This window comes from Paenarthrobacter sp. NPDC018779 (genome assembly GCF_044391085.1).
GTDB lineage: Bacteria > Actinomycetota > Actinomycetes > Actinomycetales > Micrococcaceae > Arthrobacter.
The window spans coordinates 323,821-339,372 of record NZ_JBIRZS010000001.1 but is presented as its reverse complement, the minus strand read 5'-3'; the positions used below and the strand labels follow the sequence as shown (position 1 = coordinate 339,372).

The 15,552-nt window shown below is 63.7% G+C and carries 14 protein-coding genes; 7 read left to right on the top strand and 7 right to left on the bottom strand.

Annotated elements, in window-relative coordinates; genetic code table 11:
* Nucleotides 1-28: 28 nt before the first annotated feature.
* The gene (locus ACH488_RS01570; protein WP_397321789.1) at nucleotides 29-973 is read left to right on the top strand and encodes a heme A synthase; all 945 of its coding nucleotides are present in this window, start codon (nucleotides 29-31) and stop codon (nucleotides 971-973) included.
* Between the two features lie 100 nt (nucleotides 974-1,073).
* Here the strand turns inward: ACH488_RS01570 and ACH488_RS01565 are convergent, their stop codons facing one another.
* The 3 genes from ACH488_RS01565 to ACH488_RS01555 all read right to left on the bottom strand — a co-directional run bounded on the left by ACH488_RS01565 (nucleotide 1,074) and on the right by ACH488_RS01555 (nucleotide 3,985).
* Complete coding sequence (locus ACH488_RS01565; RefSeq protein ID WP_397321788.1) at nucleotides 1,074-2,138, bottom strand: CU044_5270 family protein; 1,065 nt, start codon at nucleotides 2,136-2,138, stop codon at nucleotides 1,074-1,076.
* Complete coding sequence (locus ACH488_RS01560; protein ID WP_397321787.1) at nucleotides 2,113-2,697, bottom strand: RNA polymerase sigma factor; 585 nt, start codon at nucleotides 2,695-2,697, stop codon at nucleotides 2,113-2,115. Before ACH488_RS01560 ends, ACH488_RS01565 begins: the two co-directional genes overlap by 26 nt.
* Before the next feature lie 325 nt (nucleotides 2,698-3,022).
* Nucleotides 3,023-3,985 (bottom strand): heme o synthase, encoded by a 963-nt coding sequence (locus ACH488_RS01555; RefSeq protein WP_397321786.1) that lies wholly within the window; start codon nucleotides 3,983-3,985, stop codon nucleotides 3,023-3,025.
* A gap of 436 nt (nucleotides 3,986-4,421) precedes the next feature.
* Here ACH488_RS01555 and tkt point away from each other — a divergent pair, with 436 nt between their 5' ends.
* Genes tkt through pgl form a run of 6 tightly spaced genes read left to right on the top strand, consistent with a single transcriptional unit; the run spans nucleotide 4,422 to nucleotide 12,643 of the window.
* Nucleotides 4,422-6,536, top strand: a complete 2,115-nt coding sequence (tkt, locus tag ACH488_RS01550; RefSeq protein WP_397321954.1) for a transketolase — start codon at nucleotides 4,422-4,424, stop codon at nucleotides 6,534-6,536.
* A 33-nt stretch (nucleotides 6,537-6,569) separates the two neighbouring features.
* Nucleotides 6,570-7,688: a transaldolase gene (tal, locus tag ACH488_RS01545; RefSeq protein WP_397321785.1), complete on the top strand. Its 1,119-nt coding sequence runs from the start codon at nucleotides 6,570-6,572 to the stop codon at nucleotides 7,686-7,688.
* 6 nt (nucleotides 7,689-7,694) lie between these two features.
* On the top strand, nucleotides 7,695-9,326 hold the full coding sequence (locus tag ACH488_RS01540; protein WP_397321784.1) for a glucose-6-phosphate isomerase: 1,632 nt from the start codon (nucleotides 7,695-7,697) through the stop codon (nucleotides 9,324-9,326).
* Nucleotides 9,327-9,340: 14 nt separating this feature from the next.
* On the top strand, nucleotides 9,341-10,897 hold the full coding sequence (zwf, locus tag ACH488_RS01535) for a glucose-6-phosphate dehydrogenase (protein WP_397321783.1): 1,557 nt from the start codon (nucleotides 9,341-9,343) through the stop codon (nucleotides 10,895-10,897).
* Nucleotides 10,894-11,835, top strand: coding sequence for a glucose-6-phosphate dehydrogenase assembly protein OpcA (locus tag ACH488_RS01530; protein ID WP_397321782.1), 942 nt, complete (start codon nucleotides 10,894-10,896; stop codon nucleotides 11,833-11,835). Before zwf ends, ACH488_RS01530 begins: the two co-directional genes overlap by 4 nt.
* Complete coding sequence (pgl, locus tag ACH488_RS01525) at nucleotides 11,825-12,643, top strand: 6-phosphogluconolactonase (RefSeq protein WP_397321781.1); 819 nt, start codon at nucleotides 11,825-11,827, stop codon at nucleotides 12,641-12,643. Before ACH488_RS01530 ends, pgl begins: the two co-directional genes overlap by 11 nt.
* On the opposite strand, the gene ACH488_RS01520 is transcribed toward pgl, so the two are convergent.
* From ACH488_RS01520 to ACH488_RS01505, 4 genes are all read right to left on the bottom strand, one after another.
* The gene (locus ACH488_RS01520; RefSeq protein ID WP_397321780.1) at nucleotides 12,596-12,991 is read right to left on the bottom strand and encodes an RNA polymerase-binding protein RbpA; all 396 of its coding nucleotides are present in this window, start codon (nucleotides 12,989-12,991) and stop codon (nucleotides 12,596-12,598) included. The genes pgl and ACH488_RS01520 overlap by 48 nt on opposite strands.
* 144 nt (nucleotides 12,992-13,135) lie before the next feature.
* Nucleotides 13,136-13,393 (bottom strand): preprotein translocase subunit SecG, encoded by a 258-nt coding sequence (secG, locus tag ACH488_RS01515; protein WP_017198454.1) that lies wholly within the window; start codon nucleotides 13,391-13,393, stop codon nucleotides 13,136-13,138.
* 36 nt (nucleotides 13,394-13,429) lie between these two features.
* Complete coding sequence (tpiA, locus tag ACH488_RS01510; RefSeq protein ID WP_397321779.1) at nucleotides 13,430-14,245, bottom strand: triose-phosphate isomerase; 816 nt, start codon at nucleotides 14,243-14,245, stop codon at nucleotides 13,430-13,432.
* Between the two features lie 76 nt (nucleotides 14,246-14,321).
* Nucleotides 14,322-15,548 carry a phosphoglycerate kinase gene (locus ACH488_RS01505; RefSeq protein WP_397321778.1) on the bottom strand — a complete coding sequence of 409 codons (1,227 nt, stop codon included), beginning with the start codon at nucleotides 15,546-15,548 and terminating at the stop codon, nucleotides 14,322-14,324.
* Nucleotides 15,549-15,552: the final 4 nt, after the last annotated feature.

Genomic DNA, 15,552 nt, shown 5'->3' with positions numbered 1-15,552 from the left:
CGAACGAGAACTGAGAAACGAGAAACCTGTGAGCACGGCATCACGCCTTCCCAAAACCGTTCAGCGGTTCACTTCCAAACTCCCCACCGACGTGAACCGGACCATCCGGCGTCTGTCGGTCCTGTCATTGATCGGCCAAACGGTCTTGGTTGTGACCGGCGGCGCCGTTCGCCTGACTGCCTCCGGCCTTGGCTGCCCCACGTGGCCCCGATGCACCTCGGACTCCCTCGTCAACACTCCGGAAATGGGCATCCACGGATTCATCGAGTTCGGCAACCGCCTCCTGACGTTCGCCCTGGCGGCCGTGGCCGCCCTCATGCTGGTCTACTTGTGGAACCTCCGCAAGGAACGGCGCGACCTCTTCCTTCTGGCACTTGGACTTCTGGCCAGCATTCCCGCGCAGGCCGTCATCGGCGGCATCACGGTGCTTTCCGGGTTGAATCCCTGGGTAGTGGGCTTGCACTTCCTGGTCTCCATGGCCCTGGTGGTCTTTGCCACGCTCCTGGTCAACCGGGCCTACGGGCGCACAGGGCGGTTCATGAACCGCTCCCTGGTTCCGCTGCCGGCTGTTCTGCGCCCGGCAATGCTGGCAGTGGCCGTGTTCTCGGCCATCGCGGTGATGCTCGGAGTAGTGGTAACGGGCGCCGGCCCGCACGCAGGCGATGCTGATGCACCGAGGAACGACCTCGACTGGGACCTCTTCTCGCACATCCACGCCGTCCCGGCTTACCTGATCACGGCGGGCTCGCTCTTCGCCGTCTACGTGGTGTTCCGGCACAAGATCGCCGGGCCCTTCCGCACGGCCGCCCACCTCATGGTGGCGGTCACCGTGTTGCAGGCCGTCATCGGCTTTACCCAGTACTACAACGGCATCCCCGCCCTCATGGTTGGCGCGCACATGCTCGGCGCGGCTTTGCTGATGAGCGCCTCAACCAACGCGGCAGACCTGGCGAAGGCGAGCCCGGTCAAGTAGGCGGAGTCCCGTCCAATAGCGCAGTTCGTGGAATTGGGATGGCTCGGTTGGGCACTCCGCAAGGGTGCCAACCGAGCCGCATCAGGTTCTGCTGGGCGGGCTACGGGGCCGAGTCCACTACCGATGTCTGCACCGACGTCCACGCTGCAGCCGTGTTGGCGGGAATGCCGGCTTCGGCTACCAGGTATACCGTTCGCTCGCCGATCAACTGTCCCGTTGCGGGGTTCACAATGATGTCATCGCGGACTTTGCCATCGGCATAATGTACTCCAAGGGCAACGCCCTGGCGCCCGTCAAGGGTCGCCTGCTTCGCAGCCACCACGATGCCAGGAATCAGGGCTGCCGCCTTGTACATGGCTGCCCGCAGATCCGCAGGGATAACGCCGGTTCGCAGCGCTGAAGCTATGGTCGTCAACGCCTCGCTCTCCGGTGAGGGGCCCTTCCCCTTGGTCCTGTCGTAAATAAGCTGCAAGAGTTTTTCGGGCTCGCGCGGGAAGGTCCGGAAGGCTTCTGCAAGCGGCGTGCCCAGGATCTGTTCGGGGCTGCCGCCATAGAATCCACCAGCCTTCCCCCGTAAAATTCCCTCGAGCTGAGGCCCTGCGAACACCGGGCCTTCAGCAGGAGCTGACTGACGTTCAGCTTCCGCACGGGACTCTTCACCGAAAAAGGTTGTAGGTATCCGTGGCTCCCGGTTCCAAACCCACTCACCGGTAATATCCGCTGGTATGTACATCTGGCCACCGGTGGTCTCGAGCCAGGCGACAGCAGTTCCGTCGTCCTTTTGCACGGTGCTGGCATATACAGCCTTGGTATCTACTCTCAGGTACTGCCCTGGTGCCATGACCGGATCGGAGGTCCGTATGGTTGCCAGCGCTGCATCGTTCAGGATCTCAGCGGCTTCCGCCGTCGCTCCGGGAGTCGGGCGGACGACGTCAGCCACGACGATACTGCCAATCAGCAAGACTGCAGCCGCGGACGCCAACAAGGCGCGACGGCGGAAACGGATGTGGCTAACGTTTCTCTCCGATGACTGTTTGCCCAGGACCCCGATGGTGGCGTCATGGGCGATAGCGGCCATGACTCTCGACCGGCCCATGGCCAAGGTTGCCGGCGGGACTGAGCCAGTGTCGCTACGCAGTTCACGGAGCAGTTGCAAGTCGTCCAAGGTCGTTCTCCGTTTCGTCAGGAGTGAGGTTGAGCTGGGATCGCAGGGTGCGGCGGGCACGGTTCAAACGTGAACGCACTGTCCCGACGGGAACCTCCATGGCGAGGGCGATGCCCTCGTACGTCAGGTCCGCCCAGGCATAGAGGAGCAGTGTTTCCCGGTCAATGGCTGCCATGCTTTTCAGAGTCCGGGCGATGCGCCCGGCAGCCACTGTGGCATCCACTTGGGCGGCGACCCGGTCTGTGTCATCCGCCAGCCCCTCCCTGCAGGCTGCTTTGGCCGCGGTTTTCAGCATCCTGTTTTCGGCACGGTGGTGACGTCGGAGTAGATTCGTGGCGATGCCGAACAGCCAAGGCCGGGCATCCTCCCGGGCAAGGTCGTAACTTTCGAGTTGCTCCCAGGCCACCAGAAACGTTTCGGACGTAACGTCATCGGCCACAAAGTCGCCAGCTCTTCTGGCGGCATATCTGTAGATGATGGGCGCGTGTCTGTCATACAACTCCCCGAAAGCTTCAGGGCTGTCCCGGGACCGCCTGAGGATGTCATTGTCTGTGCTCACACTATTTATTGCCCACTCAACGCAAATGAGTTCACGGAGCTGCCTTTCCACCGTCCTAGGTTTTCCACCGAAGCGTACTTCGCTGCGGGTGCGGTTGGCCCGAAGGGCTTGCGGCCAGGCCCCAAACGATGCACTCCCAATTCACCGTCAGCAGCTTCCGCGCTGACGGGTATCACAGGCGCAGCTTCATTGTCGGAGGTGAGAGAAGGATCGCCGGAAAGGGGTGTTTGGTGAGAGAGGGTTGGGGTGGGGATAGCAAAAGTCCGACGCCGGCACTCGCGTGAGTGCCGGCGTCGGACTTTGCGTAACTGGAGCCTTGGAGGCGTTAGCCGCCGATCAGCGGCGCACCCACGAAGGGGTCGACTGCGAGGGCGATGAACAGCAGCGTCAGGTAGCTGATGGAACCGTGGAAGACCTTCATTGCGCCCTTGTTGGAAACATCGCCGCCCTGGGCCCGCTTGTACAAGGCGTGGCTCTCGTAGAGGAACCAGGCGCCGGCCGCAACCGCCGCAATGGTGTAGACCCAGCCCGCGCCGCCCACGGGGATCATCAAGAGCGAGCACGCCACCATGGCCCATGCGTAAAGGACAACCTGCACCGAAACCACCTTGGCGCCGGCGATGGCACCCAGCATGGGCACCTTGGCGTTGCGGTAGTCCTCGCCGTAGCGCATGGAAAGGGGCCAGTAATGCGGCGGGGTCCAGAGGAAGATCACCATGAAGAGGACGATCGCCGGCCATTCAACGGTGTTGGTCACTGCGGACCAGGCGATGAGTACCGGGAAGCAACCCGCTGCGCCACCCCAGACGATGTTCTGCGCAGTGCGGCGCTTGAGGATCATGGTGTAGATGACGACGTAGAAGACGATGGCGCCGAGGCCGAGCCAGGCGGACAACGGATTGGCGCCGAACCACAGGATCGCGATGGAGGCCGCCCCGAGGATCCAGGCGAAAACGAGAGCTTCGCGGGGCGTAACCTCCCCTGTCACGAGCGGACGCTTCTCGGTCCGGTGCATGAGCTTGTCGATGTCGCGGTCGATGTAGCAGTTGAAGACGCCCGCGCTGCCGGCGGCGAACGCGCCGCCCACCAGCGTGGCAAGGATCAGGCCGATGGAGGGGAAGCCGCGCTGGGCGAAGATCATGGTGGGCAGCGTGCTGACCAGGAGCAGTTCGATGACCCGGGGCTTGGTGAGGGCCAGATACGCCTTGAACTTACGGGAAATTCCGATGCCTCCCCGGGCCGGGGACGCGTTAAGGGGCGTATCAGTTGTGCTCACGGCGGCAGTCACTCTGTTCTATGCTCTGGGGTTCTCGCAGCGGCAGCGTCCGGTTGATGGTGGAACCGGGGGGCCGGACACCGCTGGTGGCCTCCAGATATCATACCGTGGCCGGAAGTGGACCAATGTCCGCAAAATACGCCAATGTTTCCGAATCTTCACGTGTTCGGGGCGCCTTGGTGATTCATATAAGCGAATTTCTGTCCAGTTAGTGGGATTCCCTGAGTCCCACGCCACGTTTAGGGCTAAGCTGTGAAACAGATCAGCACACGTCGACTGTCCGGGAAACCGTATTCTCGGATTCTCCGTGCGACTGGATGAGAGATCAACGTTTCAATGGTGAACGGCTGGTAGACACATTGCAGCGGGCGCCATCCTGAGCTTCCTGCGTGCCGTGTTTCCAAAACCTGCCGTCAGCACAGAGAGGGGCTCGGTTTTCGTGCCACATTTGGAAGAGCAAGTACTGTCCTGGACCGATCTGGACCAGAAGGCTGTTGACACTGTTCGGGTGTTGGCTGCTGATGCTGTGGAGAAGGTCGGCAACGGCCACCCTGGTACGGCCATGAGCTTGGCTCCGGCTGCGTACCTGCTGTTCCAGAAGCTGATGCGCCACGACCCGAAGAACCCTGAGTGGATTGGCCGCGACCGTTTCATCCTCTCCCCGGGCCACACGTCCCTGACCCTGTACATCCAGCTGTTCCTTTCGGGTTACGGCCTGGAACTGAAGGACCTCGAAGCCCTTCGCACCTGGGGTTCCCTGACCCCTGGCCACCCGGAGTACAAGCACACCGCCGGTGTGGAGATCACCACCGGCCCGCTGGGCCAGGGCCTTGCGTCCTCGGTTGGGTTCGCTTACTCCCAGCGCCGCCAGCGCGGCCTGTTCGACGCCGATGCTCCCGCCGGCGAATCGCCGTTCGACCACACCATCTGGGTCATCGCTTCCGACGGCGACCTGCAGGAAGGTGTCACGTCCGAGGCTTCCTCGCTCGCCGGCCACCAGGAACTGGGCAACCTTGTTGTTGTCTACGATGAGAACCACATCTCGATCGAAGACGACACCGACATCGCGTTTACCGAGGATGTCCTGAAGCGTTATGAGGCCTACGGCTGGCACACCCAGCGCGTGGACTGGACCAAGACCGGCGAGTACGTCGAAGACGTCCAGGAACTGTACTCGGCACTCCTGGCTGCGAAGGCTGAGACCACCAAGCCGTCCATCATTTCGCTGCGCACCATCATCGGTTACCCGGCCCCGAAGAAGCAGAACACCGGCAAGATCCACGGTTCAGCACTCGGTGCCGAGGAAGTTGCCGCGCTCAAGACGGTGCTCGGTTTCGACCCGGCCAAGTCCTTCGAGGTCGACGAGGAAGTCCTGGCCCACGCCCGCAAGGTCGTGGAGCGCGGTTCCGAGGAACGCGCCGCCTGGCAGAGCAAGTTCGAAGCATGGCAGGCCTCCAACCCGGACGGCGCCGCCCTCCTGGAGCGCATCGAAGCCAAGAAGCTCCCCGTGGGCATCGACGCCGCCCTCCCGGTCTTCGAAGCCGGCAAGGACGTTTCCACCCGCGCCGCGTCGGGCAAGGTCCTGAACGCGATCGGCCCAGTCCTTCCGGAACTGTGGGGCGGTTCGGCCGACCTCGCCGAGTCCAACAACACCACCATCGAGGGTTCCCCGTCCTTCATCCCGGCTTCGCGCTCCACCGAGGCCTGGAAGGGCAACCCCTACGGCCGCGTGCTGCACTTCGGTATCCGCGAACACGCCGCTGCCTCGATCGTGAACGGCATCTCCCTGGCAGGCCGCACGCGTGCCTTCTCGGGCACGTTCCTGATCTTCAGCGATTACCAGCGCCCCGCCATCCGCCTCGGCGCGCTCATGGGCGTGCCCTCGCTCTACGTCTGGACGCATGACTCGATCGGCCTGGGCGAAGACGGCCCGACCCACCAGCCCGTGGAACAGCTCGCCTCGCTGCGTGCCATCCCCGGCCTGGACGTGGTCCGCCCCGGTGACGCCAACGAGGTCTCCGCAGCATGGAAGGCCATGCTGGAGAACCACGAGAACCCGGCCGGCATCGTCCTGACCCGCCAGAACATCCCCACCTACGCCCGCGGCGAAGGTGCAGCCAACGGTGACACCTTCGCGTCCACCGCAGGCGTGGCAAAGGGCGGCTACGTGCTGGCCGAGGCCTCCAAGGACGGCGAAACCGCTGACGCGCAGGTCATCCTGATCGGCACCGGTTCCGAGGTCCAGCTCGCCGTCCAGGCCCGCGAAGCCCTCCAGGCCGAAGGCATCGCCACACGCGTTGTCTCCATGCCGTGCGTCGAGTGGTTCAAGAAGCAGGACGAGGCCTACCGCGAATCCGTCCTCCCCAGCTACGTCAAGGCACGCGTTTCCGTGGAAGCCGGCCTCGCGCTCGGCTGGCAGGAATTCGTCGGCGACGCCGGCCGCTCCATCAGCCTCGAACACTTCGGTGCCTCCGCTGATTACAAGCGCCTGTTCAACGAATTCGGCATCACCGCCGAAGCCGTTGCGGCCGCAGCCAAAGACTCCCTCGCAGACCTTTCTTAGTAAACGTCTGAAACCCCATCAAGGAGAAAACCAATGACCAGCACTCCCACGCAGCAGCTGTCTGACGCCGGCGTATCCATCTGGCTCGATGACCTCTCCCGCAACCGCCTGGAAACGGGCACGCTGCAGAAGCTCATTGATGAGAAGAACGTGGTTGGCGTGACCACCAACCCGTCCATCTTCCACGCCGCCATCACGTCCGGCACGGACTACGACGCAACCATTGCAGCCAAGGCCGCAGAGGGTGCCAGCGTCGAAGAAACCATCTTCGAGATCACCACCACTGACGTGGCGGACGCTTGCGACCTGTTCGCCCCGCTCGCGGCAGCCACCAACGGTGTTGATGGCCGTGTATCCATCGAGGTAGACCCGCGCCTGGCGTGGGACACCGCGGGCACCATCGCCGAGGCCAAGCACCTCTACGCCAAGGTCAACAAGGACAACGTCCACATCAAGATCCCGGCAACCCTGGAAGGCCTCGAAGCCATCACGGCCACCCTGGCTGAGGGCATCAGCGTCAACGTGACCCTGATCTTCTCGCTGGAGCGGTACCGCGCAGTCATCAACGCTTTCCAGTCCGGCCTTGAGCAGGCCAAGGAGAACGGCCACGATCTGTCCAAGATCCACTCGGTCGCCTCGTTCTTCGTCTCCCGCGTGGACACCGAGATCGACAAGCGCCTTGACGGCATCGGAACCGACGAGGCCAAGGCCCTCAAGGGCAAGGCAGGCGTCGCCAACGCACGCCTCGCCTACCAGGTCTACGAAGAGCTGTTCTCCACGGAACGCTGGAACGTGCTCACAGAAGCGGGCGCACTCCCCCAGCGTCCGCTGTGGGCTTCCACCGGCGTCAAGGACCCGGCCTACCCGGACACCCTCTACGTGACCGAACTGGTTGCCGCCGGCGTAGTGAACACGATGCCGGAGAAGACCCTGGATGCCACCTTCGACCACGGTGTGGTCACCGGCGACACCATCAGCGGCACGTACGAGGACGCCAACGCCGTCCTCAACGCCCTTGAAAACCTCGGTGTTTCCTACAACGACGTTGTTGCGCTCCTTGAGTCCGAAGGACTCGAGAAGTTCGTGGCCAGCTGGAAGGAACTGCTGGCCGACGTCGAAGGCGCACTTGCTACCGCACGGAAGGCTTCCTAACCAACAATGAGCACAATCAGCTTTGACGCCAGCGGTGCCGCTCAGCAGGCAATCGCCCAGCACATTGACAGCCTGGTCGAAGACAGGATCGCTACGCGGATTTTCGCCAAGGACCACACGCTGTGGGGTCCGGACGCGGAGTCGGAATCCGCTATCCGCCTTGGATGGGTTGAGGCTCCGGCCGTTTCCCAGCCGTTGGTGGGCCAGATCCTGGAGTTGCGTGACGCGCTCCGCGCCGAAGGCGTTTCCCATATTGTCCTGTGTGGCATGGGTGGCTCGTCTTTGGCTCCGGAAGTCATTGCCGGCACCGCTGGCGTCGAGCTGACTGTCCTCGACAGCACCGATCCTGAACAGGTCAGTGCTGCCCTCGCGGACCGGCTGGCTGAAACGGCAATCGTCGTTTCGTCCAAGTCCGGTTCCACTGTTGAGACGGATTCCCAGCGCCGGGTGTTCGAGAAGGCGTTCAACGACGCCGGAATCGACGCCAAGAGCCGGATCATCATCGTGACCGATCCGGGCTCGCCCCTGGACAAGGCTTCCCGCGAAGCCGGCTACCGTGCCGTGTTCAACGCCGACCCGAACGTCGGCGGCCGTTTCTCGGCCCTGACGGCCTTCGGGCTTGTCCCCTGCGGCCTGGCCGGCGTGGATATCCAGGCATTCCTTGATGAGGCCGAAGAAGCCGGAGAGGTCCTCAACGAGGACTCCTCGGACAACATCGGCCTGTCACTCGGTATTGCCCTGGGCGGGACCAACCCGCTGCGGAACAAGATCGTCATCGCCGAGGACGGATCCGGCATTGTTGGTTTCGCTGATTGGGCAGAACAGCTCATTGCCGAATCCACCGGCAAGCTCGGCACCGGTGTACTGCCTGTTGTCGCTGGCCCGGACTCTCCCGAAGCCCGCGGCGGTGCCGACGATGTACTGGTCATCCGCCTGGTTGGTGCGGATGACGACGTCGAACTTCGCGAGAACGAGGTGGCCATCGCTGGCGGCCTTGCCACGCAGATGTTCGTCTGGGAGTTTGCTACCGCCGTCGCCGGTCGCCTCCTGGGCATCAACCCGTTCGACCAGCCCGATGTGGAAGCAGCCAAGGTTGCCGCGCGTGGCCTTCTCGACGCCCGTCCCGAACCGACGCCTGCTGCCTTCACCGACGGGGCCGTGGAAGTCCGCGGTGGCGATTGGCTCGGCTCCTCCGCAACTGTTACGGAGGCTGTGCAGGCACTTCTTGGCCAGCTCGGCACCGATGGTTACCTCAGCGTCCAGGCCTACCTGGACCGCATCAGCCACGCACCCCTGGAGGGCATCCGCGATGAACTCGCAGCTGCCAGCGGCCGTCCGGTGACATTCGGCTGGGGACCGCGGTTCCTGCACTCCACAGGACAGTTCCACAAGGGCGGCCCCGCCATCGGCGTCTTCCTGCAGGTTACTGCTGCATCCTCCCTTGATCTTGAAATTCCTGAGCGGCCCTTCACCTTCGGCGAACTCATTGCGGCCCAGGCCTCGGGCGATGCCCAGGTCCTGGAAAGCCACGGCCGTCCCGTCCTGCGCCTGCACCTCACCGAGCGTGCCGCAGGCGTAGCCCAGCTCCAGGATGTCGTCGCTGCGTTGGCCGGTCAGCCCAGCGCACTCGAAAGCTAAGGCACAAAGCAAACATGCCAGATACTGAAAACGGCAGGAAGACTGCCGGTTTGCGGAATCCGTTGCGGGATCCGCGGGACCGGCGCCTGAGTCGCATTGCCGGGCCGTCGTCGTTGGTGTTCTTCGGAGTCACCGGCGACCTCGCCCGGAAAAAGCTGATGCCCGCGGTCTATGACCTCGCGAACCGCGGCTTGTTGCCGCCGAGTTTCGCGTTGGTGGGTTTCGGCCGCCGGGAGTGGGACAACGCCGACTTCGCCGCTGAGGTCAAAGAGAACGTCAAGGCCCACGCCCGGACCAAGTTCGACGAAGCCGTGTGGGAGCAACTTGCCTCCGGGATCCGCTTCGTGACGGGCGAGTTCGACGACGACGATGCGTTCGAGCGGCTCGGTGACGTGTTGGAGGAGCTGGATGAAACCCGCGGCACCCGCGGCAATCACGGCTTCTACCTGTCCATCCCGCCGAAGGCCTTCGAACAGGTGTGCCGGCAGTTGTCCAAGCACGGTTTGGCGCAGGCGAAGCCGGGGCAGTGGCGGCGGGTGGTGATCGAGAAGCCGTTCGGTCATGACCTGGAATCGGCCCGGGCGCTCAATGACATTGTGGAGTCGGTGTTCCCGCCGGATGCGGTGTTCCGGATTGACCATTATTTGGGCAAGGAAACGGTGCAGAACATTCTGGCGTTGCGGTTCGCGAACCAGTTGTTCGAACCGTTGTGGAACGCGAATTATGTGGACCATGTGCAGATCACCATGGCCGAGGACATCGGCACCGGTGGCCGGGCCGGGTATTACGACGGGGTGGGTGCGGCCCGGGACGTGATCCAAAACCACCTGCTGCAGTTGCTCGCGCTCACGGCGATGGAAGAGCCGATCTCCTTCAACGCCGATGATTTGCGGGCGGAGAAGGAAAAGGTCCTCGCCGCGGTCAAACTCCCCGAAGACCTGTCCACGCATTCCGCGCGGGGGCAGTTCACCGGCGGCTGGCAGGGCGGGGAACAAGTCCAGGGGTATTTGGATGAGGACGGGATCCCCGCGGATTCGAAGACCGAGACCTATGCGGCGATCCGGGTGGATATCAACACGAGGCGTTGGGCCGGGGTGCCGTTCTACCTGCGCGCGGGCAAGCGCCTGGGCCGGCGGGTGACGGAGATCGCGGTGGTGTTCAAACGCGCCCCGAACCTGCTCTTCCGCGACCATGGCGAGGACGACTTCGGGCAGAACGCGGTGGTGATCCGGGTCCAGCCCGATGAGGGCGCCACGATCCGGTTCGGGTCCAAGGTCCCGGGCACCCAGATGGAAGTCAGGGATGTGACCATGGACTTCGGTTACGGTCATTCCTTCACCGAATCCTCCCCGGAAGCCTATGAGCGGTTGATCCTGGACGTGCTCCTGGGTGAGCCGCCGCTGTTCCCCCGCCACCAGGAAGTGGAACTGTCCTGGAAGATCCTGGACCCGTTCGAGGACTACTGGGCGTCCCTGGATGAACAACCGCAACCCTACGCACCGGGCAGCTGGGGACCGGCCGCCGCCGATGAACTCCTTGCCCGTGACGGACGAACCTGGAGAAGGCCATGATTGTTGATCTGCCGGACACCACCACCTCGAAAATTTCCAAGAAAATCACCTCCCTGCGCGAACAAGGCGGCGTGATCGCCCTGGGCCGGGTCCTGACCCTGGTGGTCGTGACCAAATCCGGGCAGGAAGAAGAAGCGATCGAGGCCGCCAACGAAGCCAGCCGGGAACACCCCTGCCGGATCATCGTCCTGGCCGACGCCGGCGCCGAAGCCCCGGACCGGCTCGACGCGCAAATCCGCGTCGGCGGGGACGCCGGCGCGTCCGAAGTGATCGTGCTGCGCGGCTACGGCCAAATGGCCCACGAAAGCGAATCCCTCGTCGCCGGACTCCTCCTCCCCGACGCACCCATCGTGGCCTGGTGGCCCCACGGCGCCCCCGCGTCCGCCTGCGAAACCTCCATCGGAGCCATCGCCCACCGCCGCATCACCGACTCCGCCAACGAACCCGACCCCGCCCAAGCCCTCGACACCATCCGCCAAACCTACAAAGCCGGCGACACCGACCTCGCCTGGACCCGCCTCACCAACTGGCGCATCCAACTGGCAGCGGTGCTCGATCAGGTGGACAGTGATCCGGTGTCCGCGATTGCTGTCGAAGGTGCCTCGGACTCCCCCAGCACGCTGCTGCTTGCTGCCTGGTTGACGTTGGCACTTGAGGCGCCGGTGACCATTGTGGCCGATCCAGCCGGGACCGGCATCCGCCGGGTGCGGCTGACCCGTGCCAGCGGCGATGTGCAGCTGTTCCGCCCGGGCCTGTCGGTAGCCGAGCTCACCCAGCCCGGCCAGCCGGCGCAGCGCATCACCTTGCCGCGGCGCAGCCTCAAGGACTGCCTCGCCGAAGAACTCCGCCGGCTCGACCCCGACGAAGTCTTCGGAGAAGTGATTACGATGGGACTGCCACTTACCAGCCAGAGGAGAGTCCAGACCAGTGCACGCTGAGCCCAGAGTAAGCATCCACCCAGACTCCAAAGTGTTGATGGCCGCCATTGCGGCACGACTCATCACCAAGCTTGTGGACGTCCAGGACAAGCACGGCGAAGCCACGGTGGTCCTCACCGGCGGAACAGTGGGGATCGGGACCTTGCGGGCGGTGGCCGAGTCGGCAGCTGCTCCAGCAGTGGACTGGTCGCGGGTGAACTTCTGGTGGGGCGACGAACGCTTCGTGTCTGCGGACAGCGGTGACCGGAACACCCGCCAGGCCCGCGAGGCGCTTCTGGCCCACCTCCCGGTGGATCCTGAGCGCATCCACGAACCTGGTTCCTCGGATGAGTTCGCAACGGCCGAAGAAGCTGCCGCGGACTACGCGGTCCGTTTGAAGGCAGCCGCCGAGGCAGAACACGCGGCCGACATGTCCGATGACCGGCCCGAAGAACCTGGCACCTTGCCCCGCTTCGACGTCCTCCTGCTGGGCGTCGGTCCGGATGCCCACGTTGCCTCGTTGTTCCCGGAGCAGGCAGCCATCCGGGTCAAGGACCGTACTGTGGTGGGCGTTGAAAACTCACCCAAGCCGCCGCCGTCGCGGGTTTCCCTGACCTTGCCCGCGATTAACACTGCCCAGGAAATCTGGATGGTAGTGGCTGGAGAAGACAAGGCCGGTGCTGTGGGGCTTGCCTTGGCCGGCGCCAATCCCGTACAGGTGCCCGCAGCCGGCCCGGTGGGCCGCTCTAGGACCCTGTGGCTGATCGACGAGAACGCCGCCTCACGTGTCCCGCAGCAGTTGGTCCGGAAGGACCCCGCGGGCGCGTAGCCTCTCAAGCGCTCCGGCCAGGACGATTTCCGCGTCCTGGCTGGAGCGTCTTTCTTTAACGTAATCCAGGTGTGATTTGAAGATTTCATCGTCCGGGCGTGCCGCTGCTGGATGCAGGGGGTCGCGAGACGCAGGGAGCCCACACTTAGGGCAGTCCCAGGCCTTGGGAATTTGCTCGTCCGGCAGCTTAAGAAAAACAAGCCGCGTTTCGTGTCCCTTGGCGCACCAATAGGGAACACGAATACGCGGCAACTGTTCTCCGTCACTGTGGTCGCTCTGATTTCGCGGTGCGGACCCTTGGGTTACTCCCACTCGGGTCCCCCGGTAACCGGGCGTGCCATGAACCATTTCGAACCCCTAGCGACTCGGTGGTCGGCCGTATGGCCCGTGGGCCTGACGGCCAACACCGACAGTCTAATGCCAGGTGCACGACGGCGGCACCAAACTTTGGTGCCGCCGTTCAGGATGGCGTGACGAACTTTCCGGAGGAGATCAGGAATCCCCGCCGGAGGTGAAACGCATGATGAGACCGAGGCCGATGATGACCACTCCCCAGGTGATGCCAAGGATGATGGTGAACCTGTTGAGGTTCCGCTCTGCAACGCCGGACGAGCTCAAACCGGAGCTCATGCCACCACCGAACATATCGGACAAGCCGCCACCACGGCCCTTGTGCAGGAGGATGAGCAGCGTCAGCAGAAGACTGGTAATGCCCAGCAGAATCTGCAGGATAACTTGAAGAACGTCCACGACGGCCTTTCGAAGAAGCGGAAAGCGGGAGCCGGACTAGTCCGTGACGAGGTGGCTCTCGAACCTGACAATGTTAGCAAACTCCGCAGGGTCAAGGCTGGCGCCACCCACCAGGAGACCGTCCACGTCCGGCTCGGCAAGGATCGCAGCGGCGTTGTTGGCCTTGACCGATCCGCCGTACAGGAGGCGGGTCTTGGCAGCGACATCGGCATCGAAGAGTTCCGTCAGCTCGGCGCGGATGGCCGCACACATTTCCTGTGCGTCGTCAGGTCCCGCGACTTCGCCGGTTCCGATGGCCCATACGGGTTCGTAGGCGACCACCAGATCAGCTGCCTGCTCCGCGGTGAGGCCTTCAACGTCGGTCCGGAGCTGTGCAAGCGTGTGCTCCACATGGGTGCCGGCCTGGCGGACCTCGAGTCCTTCGCCAACACAGAGGACGGGCGTGACCTCGTGCCGGTACGCGGCTTTGACCTTGGCGTTCAGGACCTCGTCGGATTCGTTGTGGATGGTCCGGCGCTCACTGTGGCCCACCAGGACATACGAGCAGCCCAACTTGTTGAGGAACTGGCCCGAAATGTCGCCCGTGTAGGCCCCCGAATCAAACTGGGACAGATCCTGGCCACCGTAGGCGACCTCGAGGTCGTCGCCCTGAACCAGGGTCTGCACGCCGCGGAGATCGGTGAAGGGCGGGAAGACCGCCACTTCAACACGCTTGTAGTCGTGCTTCGCGTCGTCCAGCGTCCACGCGAGCTTCTGCAGCAACGTGATGCCCTGGACGTGGTCCATGTTCATCTTCCAGTTGCCTGCGATAAAGGGTTTGCGGACAAAGTTGCCGTTGGCAGAGGTAGTCACGTGAACTCCAAGGGGATGCGTTGAAATATGGACGGCCGGCGGAACGCAAGGGCGTGCCGCCGGCCGGTTACTGTATTTAGCGGTCCAGGACGCTGAGTCCCGGAAGTTCCTTGCCTTCGAGGTACTCGAGGCTGGCACCGCCACCGGTTGAGATGTGGCCAAACTGTTCGTCGTCGAAACCCAGGGTTCGGACGGCGGCGGCGGAGTCGCCACCACCGACGACGGTGAACGCCACAGTGTCTGTCAAGGCCTGGGCAATGGCACGCGTGCCGGCTGAGAAGGCCTCGAACTCGAACACGCCCATGGGGCCGTTCCAGAAGACGGTCTTTGCGCCCTCGATCTGGGCAGCAAACGCAGTTGCTGATTCAGGTCCGATGTCCAGGCCGATGCCGGCCGTTCCAAAGGAACTTTCCTCGATGGCATCCGCCTTGACCACCTCGTGCTCGGCATCGGCCGCGAAACGGCTGGCCACCACGACGTCCGTGGGGATGACGAACGAGGTGCCCGCGTCAGCTGCGCGCTTGAGGTAGTCCTGGACCCCTGGGATCTGGTCCTCCTCAAGCAGGCTGCCTGCCACCTTGTGTCCTGCGGCAGCCAGGAAGGTGAAGAGCATGCCGCCACCCACAAGGATGGTGTCGGCCTTGCCCAGAAGGTTGTCAATGACCGCAAGCTTGTCTGAGACCTTGGAGCCACCGAGCACCACAACGTAGGGACGCTGCGTCTCCGCGGTGAGCTTCCGGAGGACTTCGACTTCGGTGTGGACGAGGTCGCCCAGGTAAGACGGCAGCCGGGTAGCGACGTCGTAAACGCTCGCGTGCTTGCGGTGGACAGCGCCGAAGGCGTCATCCACGAACGCGCCGTTGTCTCCCGTCAGCGCTACCAGTTCGTCGGCAAAAGCACCACGCTCGGCGTCGTCCTTGCTGGTTTCGCGGGCATCGAAGCGGACGTTTTCCAGGACGAGCACTTCGCCGTCCTGGAGGCCTGCTGCAAGGGCCTTGGCGGACTCGCCAACGGTGTCCCCGGCCAGGGTGACCTTGAAGTCTGCAAGTTCCGCGAGGCGGGCTGCTGCGGGCTTCAAGGAGTACTTCTCCTCGGGGGCACCCTTGGGGCGTCCGAGGTGGGCGGTTACGAGCACACGGGCACCGGCGTCCGAGAGCTTCTTGAGGACCGGAAGGGAGGCCTTGATGCGGCCGTCGTCGGTCACTGTAGAGCCGTCGAGCGGCACATTGAGGTCACTTCTGACCAGAATGTACCGCCCGCGGACACCTTCAGCGATGAGTTCGTTGAGGGTGTGAGATGTCATGTGT

Excerpts from the sequence above, each read along its gene's own strand:
- tal (WP_397321785.1), top strand. The coding sequence starts at position 6,570 with ATGACCAGCACTCCCACGCAGCAGCTGTCTGACGCCGGCGTATCCATC.
- ACH488_RS01520 (WP_397321780.1), bottom strand. The coding sequence starts at position 12,991 with ATGGTTCATGGCACGCCCGGTTACCGGGGGACCCGAGTGGGAGTAACC.
- zwf (WP_397321783.1), top strand. The coding sequence starts at position 9,341 with ATGCCAGATACTGAAAACGGCAGGAAGACTGCCGGTTTGCGGAATCCG.
- ACH488_RS01530 (WP_397321782.1), top strand. The coding sequence starts at position 10,894 with ATGATTGTTGATCTGCCGGACACCACCACCTCGAAAATTTCCAAGAAA.
- ACH488_RS01505 (WP_397321778.1), bottom strand. The coding sequence starts at position 15,548 with ATGACATCTCACACCCTCAACGAACTCATCGCTGAAGGTGTCCGCGGG.
- ACH488_RS01540 (WP_397321784.1), top strand. The coding sequence starts at position 7,695 with ATGAGCACAATCAGCTTTGACGCCAGCGGTGCCGCTCAGCAGGCAATC.